19 protein-coding genes are annotated in these 17,780 nt (G+C 67.3%); 10 read left to right on the top strand and 9 right to left on the bottom strand.

Going from position 1 to position 17,780, the window contains the following annotated elements; all coding sequences use genetic code 11:
• Positions 1-16: 16 nt before the first annotated feature.
• From AC1U2B_RS22720 to yaaA, 3 genes are all read right to left on the bottom strand, one after another.
• Positions 17-934 carry an alpha/beta fold hydrolase gene (locus AC1U2B_RS22720; RefSeq protein ID WP_260938550.1) on the bottom strand — a complete coding sequence of 306 codons (918 nt, stop codon included), beginning with the start codon at positions 932-934 and terminating at the stop codon, positions 17-19.
• A gap of 41 nt (positions 935-975) precedes the next feature.
• A complete protein-coding gene (locus AC1U2B_RS22715; RefSeq protein ID WP_480218558.1) occupies positions 976-1,950 on the bottom strand; it encodes a TerC family protein in 975 nt (324 codons plus the stop codon).
• Positions 1,951-2,123: 173 nt separating this feature from the next.
• The gene (yaaA, locus tag AC1U2B_RS22710; RefSeq protein WP_480218557.1) at positions 2,124-2,870 is read right to left on the bottom strand and encodes a peroxide stress protein YaaA; all 747 of its coding nucleotides are present in this window, start codon (positions 2,868-2,870) and stop codon (positions 2,124-2,126) included.
• Between the two features lie 181 nt (positions 2,871-3,051).
• On the opposite strand from yaaA, the gene AC1U2B_RS22705 reads away from it, so the two are divergent.
• Complete coding sequence (locus tag AC1U2B_RS22705) at positions 3,052-3,273, top strand: hypothetical protein (RefSeq protein WP_043392134.1); 222 nt, start codon at positions 3,052-3,054, stop codon at positions 3,271-3,273.
• A 55-nt stretch (positions 3,274-3,328) separates the two neighbouring features.
• Here the strand turns inward: AC1U2B_RS22705 and AC1U2B_RS22700 are convergent, their stop codons facing one another.
• Positions 3,329-4,480 carry an alkaline phosphatase family protein gene (locus AC1U2B_RS22700; protein WP_480218556.1) on the bottom strand — a complete coding sequence of 384 codons (1,152 nt, stop codon included), beginning with the start codon at positions 4,478-4,480 and terminating at the stop codon, positions 3,329-3,331.
• Between the two features lie 68 nt (positions 4,481-4,548).
• A complete protein-coding gene (locus AC1U2B_RS22695; RefSeq protein WP_480218555.1) occupies positions 4,549-4,845 on the bottom strand; it encodes a hypothetical protein in 297 nt (98 codons plus the stop codon).
• Between the two features lie 206 nt (positions 4,846-5,051).
• Between AC1U2B_RS22695 and AC1U2B_RS22690 the strand changes: the two genes are divergently transcribed.
• Positions 5,052-6,272: an acyltransferase family protein gene (locus AC1U2B_RS22690; protein ID WP_260938554.1), complete on the top strand. Its 1,221-nt coding sequence runs from the start codon at positions 5,052-5,054 to the stop codon at positions 6,270-6,272.
• Positions 6,273-6,312: 40 nt separating this feature from the next.
• Positions 6,313-7,002, top strand: a complete 690-nt coding sequence (locus AC1U2B_RS22685) for an Rv0518 family GDSL lipase (protein WP_344257692.1) — start codon at positions 6,313-6,315, stop codon at positions 7,000-7,002.
• Here the strand turns inward: AC1U2B_RS22685 and AC1U2B_RS22680 are convergent.
• On the bottom strand, positions 6,992-8,071 hold the full coding sequence (locus AC1U2B_RS22680) for a GGDEF domain-containing protein (protein ID WP_480218554.1): 1,080 nt from the start codon (positions 8,069-8,071) through the stop codon (positions 6,992-6,994). The genes AC1U2B_RS22685 and AC1U2B_RS22680 overlap by 11 nt on opposite strands.
• Before the next feature lie 351 nt (positions 8,072-8,422).
• Here AC1U2B_RS22680 and AC1U2B_RS22675 point away from each other — a divergent pair, with 351 nt between their 5' ends.
• The 4 genes from AC1U2B_RS22675 to AC1U2B_RS22660 all read left to right on the top strand — a co-directional run bounded on the left by AC1U2B_RS22675 (position 8,423) and on the right by AC1U2B_RS22660 (position 13,314).
• The gene (locus AC1U2B_RS22675; protein WP_043392121.1) at positions 8,423-8,872 is read left to right on the top strand and encodes a Fur family transcriptional regulator; all 450 of its coding nucleotides are present in this window, start codon (positions 8,423-8,425) and stop codon (positions 8,870-8,872) included.
• A gap of 103 nt (positions 8,873-8,975) precedes the next feature.
• A complete protein-coding gene (gene katG, locus AC1U2B_RS22670) occupies positions 8,976-11,102 on the top strand; it encodes a catalase/peroxidase HPI (protein WP_480218607.1) in 2,127 nt (708 codons plus the stop codon).
• Positions 11,103-11,164: 62 nt separating this feature from the next.
• On the top strand, positions 11,165-12,049 hold the full coding sequence (locus tag AC1U2B_RS22665; protein WP_043392117.1) for a LysR family transcriptional regulator: 885 nt from the start codon (positions 11,165-11,167) through the stop codon (positions 12,047-12,049).
• A gap of 65 nt (positions 12,050-12,114) precedes the next feature.
• Entirely contained in the window at positions 12,115-13,314 is a 1,200-nt protein-coding gene (locus AC1U2B_RS22660; protein WP_260938557.1) for an MFS transporter, read from the top strand.
• Between the two features lie 3 nt (positions 13,315-13,317).
• Here AC1U2B_RS22660 and AC1U2B_RS22655 read toward each other — a convergent pair whose 3' ends face one another.
• A complete protein-coding gene (locus AC1U2B_RS22655) occupies positions 13,318-13,974 on the bottom strand; it encodes an MOSC domain-containing protein (RefSeq protein ID WP_480218553.1) in 657 nt (218 codons plus the stop codon).
• Positions 13,975-14,245: 271 nt separating this feature from the next.
• Here AC1U2B_RS22655 and ripD point away from each other — a divergent pair, with 271 nt between their 5' ends.
• The 3 genes from ripD to AC1U2B_RS22640 all read left to right on the top strand — a co-directional run bounded on the left by ripD (position 14,246) and on the right by AC1U2B_RS22640 (position 16,893).
• The gene (gene ripD, locus AC1U2B_RS22650) at positions 14,246-14,926 is read left to right on the top strand and encodes an NlpC/P60 family peptidoglycan-binding protein RipD (RefSeq protein ID WP_480218552.1); all 681 of its coding nucleotides are present in this window, start codon (positions 14,246-14,248) and stop codon (positions 14,924-14,926) included.
• Between the two features lie 47 nt (positions 14,927-14,973).
• On the top strand, positions 14,974-15,468 hold the full coding sequence (tpx, locus tag AC1U2B_RS22645) for a thiol peroxidase (RefSeq protein ID WP_043392110.1): 495 nt from the start codon (positions 14,974-14,976) through the stop codon (positions 15,466-15,468).
• A gap of 78 nt (positions 15,469-15,546) precedes the next feature.
• Positions 15,547-16,893: a sensor histidine kinase gene (locus tag AC1U2B_RS22640; RefSeq protein ID WP_318259765.1), complete on the top strand. Its 1,347-nt coding sequence runs from the start codon at positions 15,547-15,549 to the stop codon at positions 16,891-16,893.
• A gap of 1 nt (position 16,894) precedes the next feature.
• Here the strand turns inward: AC1U2B_RS22640 and AC1U2B_RS22635 are convergent, their stop codons facing one another.
• Together AC1U2B_RS22635 and AC1U2B_RS22630 are read right to left on the bottom strand one after the other, a co-directional pair.
• Positions 16,895-17,158 (bottom strand): hypothetical protein, encoded by a 264-nt coding sequence (locus AC1U2B_RS22635; RefSeq protein WP_480218551.1) that lies wholly within the window; start codon positions 17,156-17,158, stop codon positions 16,895-16,897.
• A 139-nt stretch (positions 17,159-17,297) separates the two neighbouring features.
• The gene (locus tag AC1U2B_RS22630; protein WP_418001766.1) at positions 17,298-17,630 is read right to left on the bottom strand and encodes a hypothetical protein; all 333 of its coding nucleotides are present in this window, start codon (positions 17,628-17,630) and stop codon (positions 17,298-17,300) included.
• Between the last annotated feature and the right edge of the window lie 150 nt (positions 17,631-17,780).

The raw sequence follows: 17,780 nt of genomic DNA, 5'->3' as shown, positions 1-17,780 counted from the left end.
CGGAGCAGCCTGACCCTTACTGCGCGGCCAGGTCGGCGTCCCAGACCTCGAGAATCTTGGTCAGGATGTCTTCGGGTACGCCCAGGCCTGCCAGGTGGCTTTCGCCTGGCAGCGTGTACATCTCGGCATCGGCAATCCGCGCCACCGCGTGCTCGCCGTGGGCGTAGGGCACGATGTGGTCGGCATCGCCGTGCCACCAGCGCACCGGCACCTTGATGTCCTCCAGCCGGAAGCCCCAGTCGCGGGCGAACACCACGATGTCGGCGAACGGCGCCGCCAGCTGCTTGCGGCTGCCGTTGAGCAGATCGTCGAGGAACATCGCCTTGAACTCCGGACGGCTCAACAGGTTTCGGTCACCGTCCGGGGAAATCCGGGCATACAGGTCGAGAGCGGGGGAGCCGAACGGCCCGATCAGCTTGATCAGTGACCCCGCTACCCAGCGGATCGGGGTGTCGGCGACCTCGAGGACCGGGCGGACGATCTTGGCCAGCTCCATCAGCCCGCTGCTGATGCCGTCCTCACCGATCAAGGGGGCGACGCCGCCGAGCACCGCGGCCATCACCACCCGGTCGGGCATCGCGGCCGCGGTGGCCAGCGTGTAGGGGCCGCCGCCGGACAGGCCGATCACCGCGAACCGGTTGATGCCGAGGGTGTCGGCGATGGTCCGCAGATCGTCGGTGAATCCGAGCACGTTCTCGTACTGGTACGGCGTCGACGAGCCGATGCCCGGCCGGTCGATGCCGATCAGCCGGATGTTCTTGCGCGCGGCGAAGGTGCGGGCCTCGGTCGGGATCTGGCGGCGCGCACCGGGTGTCCCGTGCAGCCAGAACACCGCCCGTCCCTGCGGGTTCCCGAACTCGGCAAAACTGATCTGACGGTCCTCGCCGACGGCAATGTTGCCTTCCAGCTTCGGGCGCTCAATCGACATGACCATGGCCGAATTGTCGCACCCCCGGAACCGGCGGCGGCCTGCGGCTACCCCGCGCTGCGGGCGTCGACGCGCGTCTTCCACAGGCTGGCCACCGTCGTCACGATGAGCGTGACGATGATGACCGCCAACGACAGCAGCGTCGGGATCTGCGGCACGTGCACCGGCTCACCGCCGTTGATGAACGGCAGCGTGTTCTCGTGCAGCGCGTGCAGGACCAGCTTCACGCCGATGAACGCCAGAATGAAGGCCAGGCCCTGCGACAGGTACACCAGCCGCTTGAGCAGGTCGCCGAGCAGGAAGTACAGCTGGCGCAGACCCATCAGCGCGAAGACGTTCGCGGTGAAGACCAGGTACGGCTCCTGGGTCAGGCCGTAGATCGCCGGGATCGAATCGAGCGCGAACAGCAGGTCGGTGGTGCCGAGGGCGATGATGACCAGGATCATCGGGGTCAGCACACGCTTGCCGTTCACCACGGTGTGCAGCCGGGAGCCGTCCCACTGGTCGGAGGCCTTGAGGTACTTGCGGGCGAACCGCACCATCGAGTTCTCGGCGTCGTCGTCGTGCTCGGTGTCGCGCACCAGCTTGGCCGCCGTGTACACCAGGAACGCGCCGAACACGTAGAAGATCCACGAGAACTGCGAAATGGCAACGGCGCCAAGGGCGATGAAGATGCCGCGGAAGATCAGCGCCAGGATGATGCCGATCAGCAGGACCTGCTGCTGCAGGACCCTGGGCACCTTGAAGCTGGCCATGATGATCAGGAAGATGAAGAGGTTGTCGACCGACAGGCTGTATTCGGTGAGCCAGCCGGCGAAGTACTGAACTCCGTAGTCACCGCCGTGGAAGCGCCACACCCAGATGCCGAACGCGATCGCGAGCCCGATGTAGGTGGCGAGGTAGCCGGCGGTTTCGCGGGTGGTTGGTTCGTGTGGCCGGCGGCCGATCACCACCACGTCGAAGAGGAGTACGGCGATCGTCACCCCGAGGGTGATGGACCATTCGAGCGTAGAAACATTCATGCGGGGGCGCCTCCGGGCGTCAGTGAGCGACCGAGGTCTCTACCGCCGCCGCAACGGCCCGCGGCACCGGCTACCCGACGTTGGGCAACGTGATGACGACACCGCGGCGAAGGAATACTCCCCTCGGTATCCATTATCGCAGACGGTGGTCGAGACCGGCGCCGCGGCGGGTGTCACGCCGTGACCAGCACGGTCAGTTGTGCGCCGTCGCGCTCGACCCGCATGCCGGCGCGACGTGCGACGGCGGCTACCGCGGTGGCGTCGCTCGGTTCGGCCCGGCTGCCGGCCAGCGCACGCGCCAACCGGCCCTTGTGGGCCTTGTTGAAGTGGCTGACCACGGTGCGGCGCCCGTCGGGGTGTTCGGTGTAGACGTCGACCGTCACCGCGCCGGGGATCTTGCCGAGCGCCTCGTATGAGCCGGACCGCAGGTCGACGATGAGTTCCTGCTCCTGGAGCTGGGCCAACACGGGTTCCAGGACGGGCTTCCACCGGCTGGCCAGGGTGCCGCCCGCGGGCAGCTTCGACGATGCCGACAGTCGGTACGCCGGAATCGGGTCGTCAGCGCGCAGCAGCCCGAACAGGGCCGATCCGACTGCCAGGCGGGCACGGGCGCGGGTCGCGGTGGCACCGCGCAGCGACCCGACGTCGAGGGCGTCGTACAGCACCCCGGTGTAGCGGTCGATGGCCGGCATGGTCGGGGCGCTGAGCAGCTCCGCGTTGCGGGCGATCTCGGAATCCTGCGAGGCGGAGATGGCGAGGGCTTTGCGGCTGGCTTCCGGATCGGCGGCGAGCGCGACGAGTTCGTCGACGAGGGCCGTCCGTAGCGGCGTGAGTTCCGGCACACTCAGTGTGCCGAGCCGCAGCGGTGGTCCGTCGCCACCTGGGCGCTTGGTCTCCGAGGGCGGTAGCAGCACGATCACGGCGAAGACGGTATCCGACGGCGATTGGTACAGCGCGTACCATCGACCTGTCAATCGTGGGTGTTTGCTTTGCCGCTGTGGTCGCGGTGGCCTAAAGTTCGGTACCTACTGACGTCGGGGCTGAGGTCGGTAGGCCGAGGTTCCGTACCTGCGGTGATTACCAGGGAATGCTGGGGTGGTTATGGGTAGGAACGCCAAGTTCGCCGTTGACATGCGGGTTCGTGTCAACCGCGGCGACGCCAAGGACGTGCGTGGCGTGATCGTCGAGGATTACGGCGATCATGCGGGTTATTCGGTCGATGTCGGCGAGAACCATATTGTCGACGCGGCACGCCGCTGGGCTGTCCTGCTCGACAGCGGAACCCTGGTTTTCGCCGATGACGCGCATCTGAAGCCGGAGTAATCCGGCGCCTTCCTTCTCGGTTGTCCGAGCGCTCCGCTCTACCGAAAGCCTCCGGTCAACCACCCGCGATGAGCAGCGGGACCAGCTGCTCGGCATCCGTCCACGACCCGTGTTGTCCGATCAGGGCTGATTCCAGAGGTTCGACCGTCCGACGCACCAATCCCACGTTGTCCCGCGCCGCTGCCACGACGTCACCGATCCGGCTCCGCGCCGCGTCGCTGACCCGCGCACCGAACCAACCTTCGGCGATGGCCTGCTCTTTGGTGCGGACCCAGGCCTTGGCGCCCAACGTTTCTCGCCAGCGGTCGGCGACCACGTCGGCCGCCCCGTCGGCGACGTAGACGTGCCGGGCCCGGGCTTCCCCGGCGACGGCGACGACGCCGTCCAGCAGATCAGGACGCGAATCGAGGTCGACGACGTCGGCTTCGTCGAGGTTGACCATGCCGTGATCGGCCACGACCGCCAGCAGTCCACCGGCTGGTAGCGCATCGACGATCGATTCGACCAGCCGGTCGACCTGTCGCAACTGCATTCGCCAGGCCGTCGACCCAGCGCCGTACAGATGGCCGAGCATGTCGAGATCGGCGTGATAGCCGTAGCAGAATCCGCCATCGGCGACGGCTTGCTGCACCCGCGCCGCGAGGTCACCGAGCCGATGCACCCCGACGTACTGTCCGCCGCGGAGCACTGCCCGGGTCAATCCCGAATTGGTGAATTCGGCACCCGAGATGACGCTGACGGCCATGCCGGCAGCGGCGGCCTGACCGAACGTGGTCGGCAGCGGTTGGACATCCTCGGGTACCAGCACGTCGCGCAGATCGGCGCCGAACGGATGTGGCGTCCAGCGCAGCGCGTTCACCATCCCGTGGTCGGGAATCCGGAACGAGTAACCCACCATGCCGTGCTCGCCGGAGCGCCGGCCGGTGCCCACCGCCGCCAGGCCCGCGCTGGTGGTCGAGGGGTACCCGACACGCAGATTCCGGCCGCGAAGTCCGGCGAGCACGGGGGCGTCGTCGGCGTAGGTGTCGAGCAACTGGGCCCCGAGCCCGTCGATGAGCAGGACGCACGCGCCCCGAATGCCGTCGGGTAGGTCGATGGGGTGGTGCACGCCTTCGAGTTGGGCGTCGGTCACTCCCATGGCCGCCAACACGGCGGGCACCACGTCGGCCAGATGCAATGCGTCAGGTGACGGGCTCGGCACATCCATGGCCGCGAGCTTAGGGATTTCCCGTCCGAAGTAAATTCAATTACCGCGCCGGAACCGGGTGTGAGGAGCTATCCGCCCCAGCCGCGATTGCCGTCCCAGCCGCCACAGATGCCGTTGATGCAGCCGTGGCCGAATCCGCCGCTGCCCGGACTCCAGCCGCCGCAGCCCCGCCAGTTGGCTCCGTCGCCGCAGCCGCCTCCGCCGCCCTGGCCGTCAGGTCCGCCGTAGCCGTTGTCGGCAACCACAGTCCGGTCCGGCCCGAAGCTTCCGGAGAGCGTCATCGCAGCCGCTGGAGCGGCCACTATCGCTGCTGTGGCGGCCACCGCGGCGACCGCCGATGTCGTGAACTTCCGCCTAATTAGCATGTCTACAGAATGCTCCCGAAAGGCTGGATATTCCAGCCACCGTTGCCCTCTCAGTTGAATTCTGTGAGCAGCCTTACTGGTAGCAGCGCCATTTTCGCCGACAAAAAATTTCGATCGGGTATCCCGCGGTCGGGAGTGTCAGCCAAGGAAAGTCACAGGTTTCCGATCAGGGTCCACGTCGTCACCGCTGTTACCCTTTTCCCGTCATGAGTGTTGTGCCGAGCGGTGAGATCAAGGCACTGTCCGGCCTGCGCATCGTCGCCGCAGTGTGGGTGGTGCTGTTCCACTTTCGTCCGCTGCTGCAGCAGGCATCACCGCCCTTGAGCGAGGCCCTCGCCCCGATTCTCGACTGCGGCGCCCAGGGCGTGGACCTGTTCTTCATCCTCAGCGGTTTCGTCCTGACCTGGAATTACCTCGAGCGCATGGGTCCGGCCTGGTCGACCCGCGCGACGCTGCATTTCCTCTGGTTGCGCCTGGCCCGGGTCTGGCCCGTCTACCTGGTCACCATGCACCTCGCGGTCGCCTGGATCATCTTCACGCTCAACGTCGGTGATTTCCCGTCGCAGGCGGCGGCCACCCTGACCGGCCCCAACTACCTGCGCCAGCTGTTCCTGGTCCAGCTGTGGGTGGTGCCGTACTTCGACAACTCCAGCTGGGACGGCCCGGCCTGGTCGATCAGCGCGGAATGGCTGGCCTACCTGTTGTTCGGGCTGCTCGTCATCGTGCTGTTCCGGGTCGCCCGGGCCAGCCGGGCGCGCGCCCTGCTGTGGCTGGCGTTCGCCGCGACGCTGCCGCCGATACTCTTCCTGGCCGCGACGGGCGAGTTCTACACGCCCTGGAGCTGGCTGCCGCGCATCGTCCTGCAGTTCACGGCAGGTGCCCTGGCGTGCGCCGCCGTGCGCAAGCTGAACTTGACCGATCGCGGCCGGACCGTCGCCGGCGTGCTGTCGGTGGTGCTGCTGGCTGTGATCGTGGGCCTCGTGTACTGGTTCGACGCACATCCGATCCCGACGATCCGGGACGACTTCGGCCTCGTCGACATCTTCTTCCTGCCGCTGGTGGTGGCCTTGTCGGTCGGCACCGGGACCCTGCCCGCGCTGCTGTCGACCCGGGTCATGGTCTACGGCGGCAAGGTGTCGTTCAGCCTGTACATGGTCCACGAGCTGGTGCACCAGAGCTGGAACTGGGCCGCTGCCCAGTACCGCATCGACATGACCGCGAGCTGGGGGACCAAGTTCATCGTGCTGGCGCTGCTGGCCGGTTCCTTCGCCGGCGCGGTGGTGCTGTTCCACTACGTCGAAGAACCGGCGCGGCACTGGATGCGCCGCATGGTCGGCCCGGCGGACGGATCGAAAGCTGTTGCAGGACAACGTAAGCTGCAGGCGATATCTGACGACGACGTCGAGCGCGCCGAACGGGCGGGCTGACCGGAAAACGTCGTAGGACCGACTGGATCATGGGAGAGCAGTGCGTCATCTGACCGCTTTGTTGCTGGCAGCTGTGCTGTGCGTGGTGTCTGTGGTGAGTGCACCCGGGTCGGCGCACGCATACTCGAGCGTGCGTCCGGGGACGCCGCCCGACCGCGTCGCGGTGATCAGTGACTCGTACACCAATGGCACCAATTTCGGGGGCCAGGGTCCGCGGAGCTGGCCGGCGCAAGCGGACCGGAACCTGGATGCGTGGGGGGTGCCGATCACCGCCGACGTCGCGGCCGAAGGCCGGGCCGGGTACGTGGTGCGCGGCGACCACGGCAGCATCTTCCGGGATCTGACGGCGCGTGCGGTGCGGCCGGACGACGCCCTCGTGGTGTTCTTCGGCTCCCGCAACGACCAGGGTGCCGATCTCATGCAGCTGTCGGGGATGGCGCACGACGCGTTCATGCAGGCGCGGGCGACGGCGCCCGGTGCCAAGTTGCTGGTGATCGGGCCGCCGTGGCCCACGGCCGACGTGCCGCCCGCGGTGCTGCAGATTCGGGACGTGCTGGGAATGCAGGCCGGGATGGCCGGCGCCACGTTCATCGACCCGATCGCCGAGCGCTGGTTCGTCGACCGTCCCGATCTGATCGCGCCCGACGGCGTCCACCCGACCGACGCCGGACACGATTACCTGGCTGGCCTCATCGCGCCGCGGATCAGAGCCGAACTGCCTATTCGTTGATCGGCAGGTCGTCCCGCACGTCGTAGCGGACGTCGTTGCCGCCGTCCTCGCGCGCATGTTCCATGGCTCTCGCCGCGGCGGCCAGCAACGCGTCGATGACGATCTCGGGCGGGTGAACCGTCAGCGGGGCCAATGGCGTGACCACCACGCCGATGCTCGCGGTCACCCGTGATGGCGTGGACTTCATGGCGCCCTGGACGCGGTCGATCAGTGGCGACGCATCGGGGGTGGTGAAGGTGTCCGCGACGATGAAGTCGCTGTCGGAGATGTGCGCGGCGATCGCGTTGCGGCGCACCGTCTCCCGCAGCGCCTGGCTGACGTCGATGCGGGCCCGGTTGGCGCGCCGGGGTCCGGACATCGACGACAGCAGCGGGAAGCTGTCGATGCTGACGACGGCCAGCACCATGTGACGGTCGTCCTGCCGGTTGCGGGCAGCGAGCAGATTGGCGGCGCGCGAGTACAAGCCGTCGGTGTTCAGCAGACCGGTCAGCGGTTCGATCTCGCTGTGGTGGATGTCCGTTGAGCTGAGCCCGATCGCCACGCGGCAGGTGAAGAACACGAAGACGTTGAGCAGCGCGATGATCAAGACGGCGCAGACCGCCAGTGCGGGATCATCCGATCCGATCTGCAGCGCCAGGTAGCCCGCGGTGAGTCCGCCGAGAGTCCACGGACCGGCCAGCACGCTCGGGCGGTGCAGGAAGGCCACGTATCCACTGGAAAAGATGAATGCGGTGGTCGCGAGGAGTCCGAGCATCGGATCCGACATGATCAGGCAGGCCGCGCTCATCGGAATGGCGCCGAGGGACACCGACACTGCCGAGAACCGCTGAGATGGCCAGGCATGCCGCAGCCAGACGGCGCCGACTCCGATCGCGAAGACCCCGATCGCAATGGCGATCGCCTGGCGCACCGGGCCGTGCGGCCCGGCCGGACTGAGCATCAGCGCCACGGGAACCACGCCGAGCAGCGCGTTGAGCGCGGCGATCACCCGGCAGGTTCGGGTCTGTAGGCCGCTGGCGGCGAGCAGCGAGGTGAGCCAGTAATAGTGATTCTGTCCGGCAGCGGTCATGCGGGTACCCGACGGTCTCCCACTGCAGCCGACCGGCGAACCGGGAGGCGTGTCACGCTCCGTTGCATATGCAGCAGATTAACAACCGCGTGAGGTGGTATTGGCGGTCGTCGGCAAACTCTGCGCAGACGCTCAGCCTGAGACTCGGCAGCCGTCGGCGAATTGGCACGCCGGTTTCGCCGGTTCGGGTGATTTTCCTGCGGGCGCGCAGCACGTCGCCTAAAGTGTCTGCGGAACAACGGCTTTGACCTCTGCGAATGACGGTCGCCGTTTCGCACTCGCCCGATGTGGCGTGACGCAAATCACTCACAAGTCTTGACTCAGTCCAAAAAAGCGCGTAGAAGTGAACACGTGACGACCGACTACACGGAGCAGCTGCGTTCCGCAGATCTCCGTGTGACACGGCCCCGCCTCGCAGTACTCGAGGTGGTGTCCGGCCGGCCGCACGCCGATACGGAAAGCGTCTTCGACGCGGTCCGCGCGATCCTGCCCGACGTATCCCGCCAAGCGGTCTACGACGTGTTGGCCGCCCTCACCACCGCCGGGCTGATCCGCCGCATTCAGCCCTCGGGTTCAGTGGCTCGATACGAAACCAGGGTGGGGGACAACCACCACCACGTCGTGTGTCGTTCCTGCGGCGCCATCGCCGACATCGACTGTGCCACCGGGGAAGCGCCCTGCCTGACCCCGTCAGACAGTCTCGGTGTGCTCGACGGTTTCGTCGTCGACGAGGCCGAAGTCATCTATTGGGGCGTATGTCCCGACTGCGCGGCGGCAACAACTTCACGATCACATCCGTGATCGCAGCCCAATTTCACCACCCGCGAAAGGAAGTGCAGTGCCTGAGGAAACTCACCCTCCGATCGGAGAAGCACAGACCGAGCCCGCCGAAGGCGGTTGCCCGATGCGCATCAAGCCGCCTGTCGAGGGAGGCAGCAACCGCGACTGGTGGCCCAACGCCGTCAACCTGAAGATTTTGCAGAAGAACCCGCCGGCGATCGACCCGACGGACGAGGGATACGACTACCGCGAGGCCGTCAAGACCCTCGACTTCGAGGCCTTCGAGCGTGATTTCGACGCCTTGCTGACCGATTCACAGGACTGGTGGCCCGCCGACTTCGGCCACTACGGTCCGCTGTTCGTCCGGATGTCGTGGCACGCCGCCGGCACCTACCGCGTCGAGGACGGTCGCGGTGGTGGCGGTCGCGGCATGCAGCGCTTCGCCCCGCTGAACAGCTGGCCCGACAATGTCAGCCTCGACAAGGCCCGTCGTCTGCTGTGGCCGCTGAAGAAGAAGTACGGCAAGAAGATCTCCTGGTCGGACCTGATCGTCTACGCGGGCAACCGCGCCATGGAGCACATGGGCTTCAAGACCGCCGGATTCGCCTTCGGTCGCCCGGACTTCTGGGAGCCCGAGGAGGACATCTACTGGGGTTCGGAGCACGAGTGGCTCGGTTCGCAGGACCGCTACGCCGGCACCGACCGCACCAAGCTGGAGAACCCGCTGGCCGCCAGTCACATGGGTCTGATCTACGTCAATCCCGAAGGCCCCGAAGGCAATCCGGACTACCTGGCCGCTGCCATCGACATCCGCGAGACCTTCGGCCGCATGGCGATGAACGACGTCGAGACCGCCGCCCTGATCGTCGGTGGCCACACCTTCGGTAAGACCCACGGCGCCACCGACATCGAGAACGGCGTCGAGCCCGAGGCCGCCTCGCTGGAGCAGATGGGCCTCGGTTGGGCCAACCCCGGTGTCGGCAACGAGACCGTCAGCAGCGGCATCGAGGTCACCTGGACCCATACGCCGACCAAGTGGGACAACTCGTTCCTGGAGATCCTCTACGGCAACGAGTGGGAGCTGACCAAGAGCCCCGCCGGCGCCAACCAGTGGAAGCCCAAGGATGGCGGCTGGGCCAACTCGGTGCCGATGGCGCAGGGGGCCGGCAAGACCCACCCGTCGATGCTCACCACCGACCTGTCGATGCGGTTCGACCCGATCTACGGCGAGATCACCAAGCGCTGGCTGGCTCACCCCGAGGAGCTGGCCGAGGAATACGCCAAGGCGTGGTTCAAGCTGCTGCATCGCGATATGGGTCCGGTGGTGCGCTACCTCGGCCCGCTGGTTCCGACGCAGACGTGGCTGTGGCAGGACGTCGTCCCGGCCGGTAAGTCGCTGTCCGAAGCCGACGTCGCCACGCTCAAGACCGCCATCGCCGAGTCTGGCCTGTCGGTACAGCAGCTGGTCAACACCGCGTGGAAGGCGGCGGCCTCGTTCCGCTCCAGCGACATGCGTGGTGGCGCCAACGGCGGCCGCATCCGGCTGCAGCCGCAGCTCGGCTGGGAGGTCAACGAGCCCGACGAGCTGGCACCGGTGATCCGCAAGCTCGAGGAGATCCAGCAGGCGTCGTCGACCGGTGTGTCGTTCGCCGACCTGGTGGTACTCGGCGGCGTCGTCGGCCTCGAAAAGGCCATCAAGGCAGCCGGTTTCGACGTCGCGGTGCCGTTCACCTCGGGTCGTGGCGATGCCAGCCAGGACCAGACCGACGTCGAGTCGTTCGCCTACCTGGAGCCCAAGGGCGACGGTTTCCGGAACTTCGTCGGCAAGGGCGACACCCTGCCGTCCGAGTACCGGCTGATCGACCGCGCCAACCTGCTGGGCCTGTCGGCTCCCGAGCTGGCCGTGCTGATCGGTGGCCTGCGCGTGCTGGGCGCCAACCACGGCGGTTCGGACCTCGGCGTGTTGACGCAGAACGTGGGTCACCTGACCAACGACTACTTCGTCAACCTGACCGACATGTCCACCAAGTGGGCGCCGTCGCCGGCCGATGACGGCACCTACGTCGGCACCGACCGCACCAGCGGCGCGCCGAAGTGGACCGCCAGCCGGGTCGACCTGCTGTTCGGCTCGAACTCGCAGCTGCGGGCGCTGGCCGAGGTCTACGCCGAGGACGACGCCAAGGAGAAGTTCGTCAAGGACTTCGTCGCGGCCTGGGCGAAGGTGATGGACGCCGACCGGTTCGACATCTGACCGGCGTAGCAGCCTGACTCAGTACCCCGTGAGCCTTCGGGCTCACGGGGTACTGTGCTTTTGTGCTCCTCGACGAACTGCGCTGGTTCGTCGTCTTGGCTGAGACCGAGCACGTCACCGACGCCGCCGCAGAATTGGGCGTCACCCAACCGACGCTGTCACGGGCCCTGGCCCGGCTGGAAAGTCAGGTCGGCACACCGCTTTTCGACCGCACGGGCCGACGGCTCCGGCTGAACGAGTACGGGCAGATCATGCTCGAACACGCGCGCCGCGGCATCGCCGAAATGGACGCGGCGCGCAGCCGGATCGCCGCATTGCTGGATCCGGACAGTGGTCTGGTGCGGTTGGCCTTTCTGCATTCGACCGCGAATTGGTTTGTGCCGGAGGTGCTTCGGCAGTTCCGGGCGCTGGCTCCCGCGGTGCGCTTCGAGCTGTTCCAGGGCGCGGCGCACGACATCGCGGAGCGGCTGCGTACGGGGCAGGCCGATGTCGCGATCACTTCGCCGCGGCCGGTGCAGGTGCCGTGCAGCTGGCGGGTGCTGTATGTCGAACGGTTGTGCCTGGCGGTGCCCGCCGAGCACCGGTTGGTGGGGCGCGCCCGGGTGCGCTTGAGCGAGGTGGCCGACGAGACCTTCATCGCCCTCGGGGCGGATTTCGGGCTGCGCCAGCTGACCGATCAGGTGTGGGCCGAGAGCGGCATCACGCCCGAGATCGCGTTCGAGGCCATGGAGATACCGACGATGGAGGGATTGGTGGCGGCGGGTTTCGGGGTGGCGGTCGTACCGGTGCCGCGGCCCGGCCGCGGCGATCCCTCGGTGATCTACGTCCCATTGTCCGATACCCGGGTCAAGCGCGAGATCGGCATGGCGTGGGTCAAGGGTCGCGAATTGTCGCCCGCCGCAGCACGATTCGCGGAGTTCGTGAGTACCACGGCTGATCATGCGTAGAACGCATGATTCGACCTCGATTAATGTATTGGACACATGATCGCCGGGCTTCCTAGCCTGCTTTCGTGACTGTTGAAGCGCCTGTCTGGACCGGCCACGTGCGTGGGTCCACCGACTATCGCAGGCTGCTCGGGGCATTGTTCTGCGCGGGCGTCGCGACCTTCGCGCAGCTGTACTCGCCGCAGGCCGTCCTGCCGCTGATTGCCCGCAGCCTGAATACCGGTGCGGCTGCGTCGGCGCTCATGGTGTCGGCGTCCACGATCGGGCTGGCGGTCGGGGTGATCGGCTGGTCGACACTGGCCGACCGCATCGGACGGGTCCGGGCGATGTCCTACTCGGTCTGCGTCGCAACAGGTTTGGCACTGGTGGTGCCGTTCGCGCCGACGTTCCAGCTGCTACTGGCCGGCCGCTTCGCCGAAGGCCTGGCGCTCGGGGGAGTGCCCGCCATCGCGGTGGCGTATCTGACCGAGGAGATCGAAGCCGGCCATGCCGCCCGGGCCGCCGGCACCTATGTGGCCGGCACCACCATCGGCGGTCTGCTCGGCAGGCTGGTGGCCGCGCCCGTGGCCGAACTCACCGACTGGCGGTGGGCCATGTTCGTCGTCGGATTGCTCTGCAGCGCAGCGGCTGTCGGCTTCATGCGGCTGGCCCCCGAACCTCAGGGGTTCGTGCCGGCCGACGAGGAAACCGAGGGCTCGCTGGCGCACCGCCTGGCCGCCAATCTGCGAAATCCCCGGCAACTGGTGCTCTACCTGCAGGGCTTCCTGCTCATGGGTGGGTTCGTCGCGATGTACAACTTCCTCGGCTTCCGGCTGAGCGCGGCGCCATTCGGCTTGCCGCAGACCGTCGTCAGCCTGGTGTTCGTGGCCTATCTGGCAGGCACCTGGGCATCGGCGTGGGCCGGGGCCGCAGCCAGTCGCTACGGCCGGCGTCCGGTGCTGCTGGGCAGTGTCGTGGTGATGGGTATCGGCGTGGTGATCACGCTGAGTCACAACGTGATCACTGTCCTCGCCGGGCTCCTGGTCGCCACCGCGGGATTCTTCGGCGCCCATGCCACCGCATCGGGCTGGACCGGCCAGCTGGCCACGGTCGGCAAGGCGCAGGCGGGCTCGCTGTACAACCTGGCGTACTACGCCGGCTCGAGTGTCATCGGATGGGTCGGCGGCATCGCGTTCGACGCGGCCGGGTGGTCGGCGGTGGCCGCCGTCATAGTGCTGCTCGAGGTGGTCGCAGGGCTGGCGGCCGCTGTGGTGCTGCGGGACTGAGCGCTAGTTCGCCCGCTGCTGGATTCGCTCCTTGAGCACGTCCGGCAACGCATCGGCCGGCAGCAGGCTCGGCAGGAGCTCCGGTTCCAGGGTCAGGGCGCGAAACACCAGCGCGACGGTGACGTCATGCGCCGGGCGGGACACCACCTCGATCGTGGCCCCGGCGCGCAGTGTTCCAGGTGTCACCACGCGGAGGTAGGCGCCGGGTACCGCCTGTGTGGTGAAAGTCTTGACCCAACCGCCGATTTCGAGCCAGACGGCGAAGGTGCGGCAGGGGATGCGTGGCCGGCTGACTTCCAGCAGAGGGCCGCCGTCGCCGATCTGCCAGCGCTCGCCGATGCGGGCGTCGTTCACCGCGAGCCCGGCGGTGGTGAGGTTCTCGCCGAACGAGCCGTTGGTCAGCGGACGGTCGAGGCGGGCCTGCCACTCGTCGAGGTCTTCGCGCGCATAGGCGTACACCGCCTGGTCGTCACCGCCGTGGAACTGCTGGTCGCCGATGGTGTCGCCGACCAGGCCGCTGCCGAGGCCGCCGTGCATGGGTCCGGGCGCACGTACCGGCACCGGTTCGGACGTCGGGCGCTTGTCGATGCCGGTGGTCAACTGCTCTTTGTCGGGGTTCGGCTGTGGGACTGCCAGATTCACCGTCAGGATCGCTGCCATGCGACAAGCCTAGAGGGGCTGCGGCACCGGTTCGCGGAAGCAAGTGGCACGGGTCACCCGCAGCCCCGAGATTCGTTGGCCCTGATCACCATTCGATCACATTTTCGATAAAGATCGCGCGCTGACCTGCATTTATGTGGGATAAGGCGCGCGCGTGGGGTAAAAGTGACGGTAGTGAAATTTGTGGAGAGAGGGACCACCGGGGACGCGAGCCCTGCGTAGACCACGCAGCGTCGTACGTCTCGGTGGCGCACGAAGAGAGGTGGCCGAAATGCGACGGATGATTGTGATGGTGGCGAGCGCAGCACTGCTGGCGACGCCCATGGCGGTGGCGGCCCCGCTGGTATCGGCGCCCCTCGCATCGGCCGACACCACCTGGACCGGCGGTACCCACCGGCAGGCCATCGACTTCGTCATCCAGCGCGCGGTGTCGCAGCGTGGGGTGCCGTTCGTCTACGGCGGCGGCAACGCCAACGGACCCAGCCTGCCTCCGGCCAATGTCACGACCGCGGCTGCCCCGGTGGCCCAGCCTGCGCCTCAGGTCGGCCTGCAACCGATGGGTGTCACGCAGCCCGCGGCCGCGCCTCAGTCCAACACCGTCATCCCGGGTCTGTCGGGTCTGTTCGGTCCGTCGCCGACGGCGAGCGCCATCACGCCGGTGCCGACCACGCCAGGCTTCGATGCTTCCGGCCTGGTCCAGTACGCGTTCGCCGGGGTCGGCATCAAGCTGCCGCGGTCGTCGGGCGAGCAGTACAAGGTCGGCCGCAAGATCACCGCGGACCAGGCGCTGCCGGGCGACCTGTTGTTCTACGGACCGGCCGGCTCGCAGAGCGTCGCGCTGTTCGTCGGCAACGGCCAGATGATCGAGGGCACCGAGCCCTCCGTGTCGGTGACCCAGGTGCGTACCAACGGCATGGACCCGTACCTGAGCCGCATCATCGAGTGGCAGTAGCCACCCCCACTCTGCGAACGTGACGTGGTCTTGACAGACTGTCGGGTATGGCACAGATAACCCTGCGTGGAAACCCCTTCAACACCGTCGGCGACCTGCCCGCTGTCGGGTCCGCGGCTCCGGCTTTCGCCCTGACCGGTGTCGACCTCGGTGCGGTCACCAACGAGCAGTTCAGCGGTAAGCCCGTGGTGCTCAACATCTTTCCGTCGATCGATACCCCGGTGTGTGCCACCAGCGTGCGGACCTTCAACGAGCGCGCGGCGGCCGACGGTGCCACCGTGGTGAACGTGTCCAAGGATCTGCCCTTCGCGCAGAAGCGCTTCTGCGGTGCCGAGGGCATCGAGAACGTCATCACCGCGTCGGCGTTCCGCGACAGCTTCGGCCAGGACTACGGCATCGTGCTGGCCGACGGCCCCATGGCCGGTCTGCTCGCCCGCGCCATCGTGGTGATCGGCGCTGACGGCAACGTGGCGTACACCGAACTGGTCCCCGAGATCGCCCAGGAACCGGACTACGACGCGGCGCTGGCCGCCGCCAAGTAACACCAGCTCTTCGACGGACGGGGCACGTGCCAGGGGCATGTGCCCCGTCCGCGTTTTTGCATCGGGCATGATGACCTGGTGCAGCTGCGATCACCGATACCGGCCTTGTCGTTGCGGGCCATCGTCGTTGTCGCCGCGTTGTCGGTGGTCGCGACGGTGCTGATCATCGGTACCTGGGTGTGGATCGGTGTCACCAAGGACCAGTACAGCCAGCTCGACCGCCGGCTGGACTCCCTGAGCAGCTTGCCGGACGTCAACACCCTGCTGAGCATCGCCAAGCAGAGCCCCACGGGGACGCCCCAGTCGGAGGGCTCCCTCGTGCGCACCGTCCGTATCGGTGCCGCCACGGTCTCGATGCCCGAGGACATCGTGCTGCCGCAGTTCGAGAACGGATACGCGAACACCACGATCAACGGCGTCGAGTACCGGGTGCGCACCGTCAGCACAGGGTCGGCGTCGATCGCGCTCGGGGCACCGCTGTCGGAGGCGCAGCGTCAGATCCGCACGCTGCACATTCGGATCCTGGCCATCTGCAGCGGGGTCATCGTCGGCACATTCCTGGTCGGCGGCTCGATGTGGTTCGTGATGATCAATCCGTTCCGCAAGCTGGCCCAGCAGGCCCGGCAGATCAACTCGCAATCGAAACCTGAAGAGGTCCACGTGCGCGGCGTCTCGGAAGCCGTGGAGATCGCGGAGGCCGTCGAAGGCATGCTGGCCCGCATCGGCGAGGAGCAGGCCCGTACCAAGGCCGCGCTGGAATCGGCCCGCGACTTCGCGTCGGTGGCCTCGCACGAACTGCGCACCCCGCTGACGGCGATGCGCACCAACCTCGAAGTGTTGTCAACGCTCGATTTGGGCGCGGACCAACGCAACGAGGTGATCGGCGATGTCATGCGCACGCAGAGCCGCATCGAGGCGACCCTCACGGCACTGGAACGGCTGGCACAGGGCGAGCTGACCACCGCCGACGATCTGGTCCCCGTCGACATCACCGAGCTGCTCGACCGGGCGGCCCACGACGCGGTGCGGGTGTACCCGGACCTGAACGTCTCGCTCGTGCCGTCCGCGACGGTGCTGATGCTGGGGCTGCCCGTCGGGCTCCGGTTGGTCGTCGACAACGCGATCAACAACGCGGTCCGGCATGGCGGCGCGACACGCGTGCAGTTGTCGGCGGTCAGCTCGCACGACGGCGTGCAGATCGCCATCGACGACAATGGCACAGGTGTACCGGAACACGAACGCGATGCGGTGTTCCACCGCTTTGCCCGGGGGTCGACGGCCTCGCACACGGGTTCCGGTCTCGGCTTGGCATTGGTTGCTCAGCAGGCCGAACTGCACGGTGGCACAGCGTCTTTGACGCAGAGTCCGCTCGGCGGCGCCCGGCTGCTGCTGGAACTACCCGCGCCGCATCCCGAATCCGACTGAGTCAGATGCAGGCGGCGAAGATGCAGAATCCGCCGTCAGGTTCCCAGCCGCCGTTCCAGGTGCCCGGCGGGTTCCAGCCCCAGGCCGGAGGCGGCGGCGGACCCCAGCCGGGTCCTGGGCCGTTCCAATCGTGGCCGTGACCCCAGCGGGCCGGGACCGGGGTCATCCCGGTATCGGCGCTGGCAGTGCCGGCGCCCAATCCCGCTGCGGCGGCGGTGAGTCCGCCGGCCACGACCAGTCCTGCAATGAGTTTTATCGATTTCATGACTACTCCATTCCTCGACTCAATCGATTGCCACAACAACGTTGCGGTTCTCGCTGTTTCTCGGTCTGTAGCCATTGTCGTTAGTCAAGCTATGTATGGCCTGTGCGGGCCTTAGGCGACGGCTTTCGGTTTTCCGGTTCTAGATGCAGGCGCCGAACAGGCACACACCGCCATCGGGCTCCCAGCCACCGTTCCAGGTGCCCGGCGGGTTCCCGTCAGGTGGGGGCGGCGGGCCCCACGCGGGCGGCGGCGGGCCCCAGTTCCGATCCCGGTCCGGTGGACCCCAGTGGTGGTCCGGAGGAGGCGGTCCCCAACCAGGGCCGGGTGGTGGCGGTGGCGGGCCCCAGTCAGAAGGCAACGGGCTGTTGCCGATGTGCGCGTCGGCACTGGCGACTCCGGTACCCGATACGAGTGCGCCGGCCGCCAGGCTGCCGGCGATCGCCAGGCCGGCAATCAGTTTCGGTGATTTCATTGTCAATCGTCTCCGTTCTCGGAGCTGGACAGAAGGGCATCGATCTCCGGTCTGATCATGGAACGCCGTCAGGTTGTGGATCAGCTGTGCCTGACGTATGTGGTGGGTCTCGATTTGGTGCGCGATCGCCGACCTGGACTCGCGGATGAA

This window comes from Mycolicibacterium sp. P4_G11, assembly GCF_056555145.1.
The sequence above is the reverse complement of the archived record's forward strand: the minus strand, read 5'-3'. Positions and strand labels throughout refer to the sequence as shown.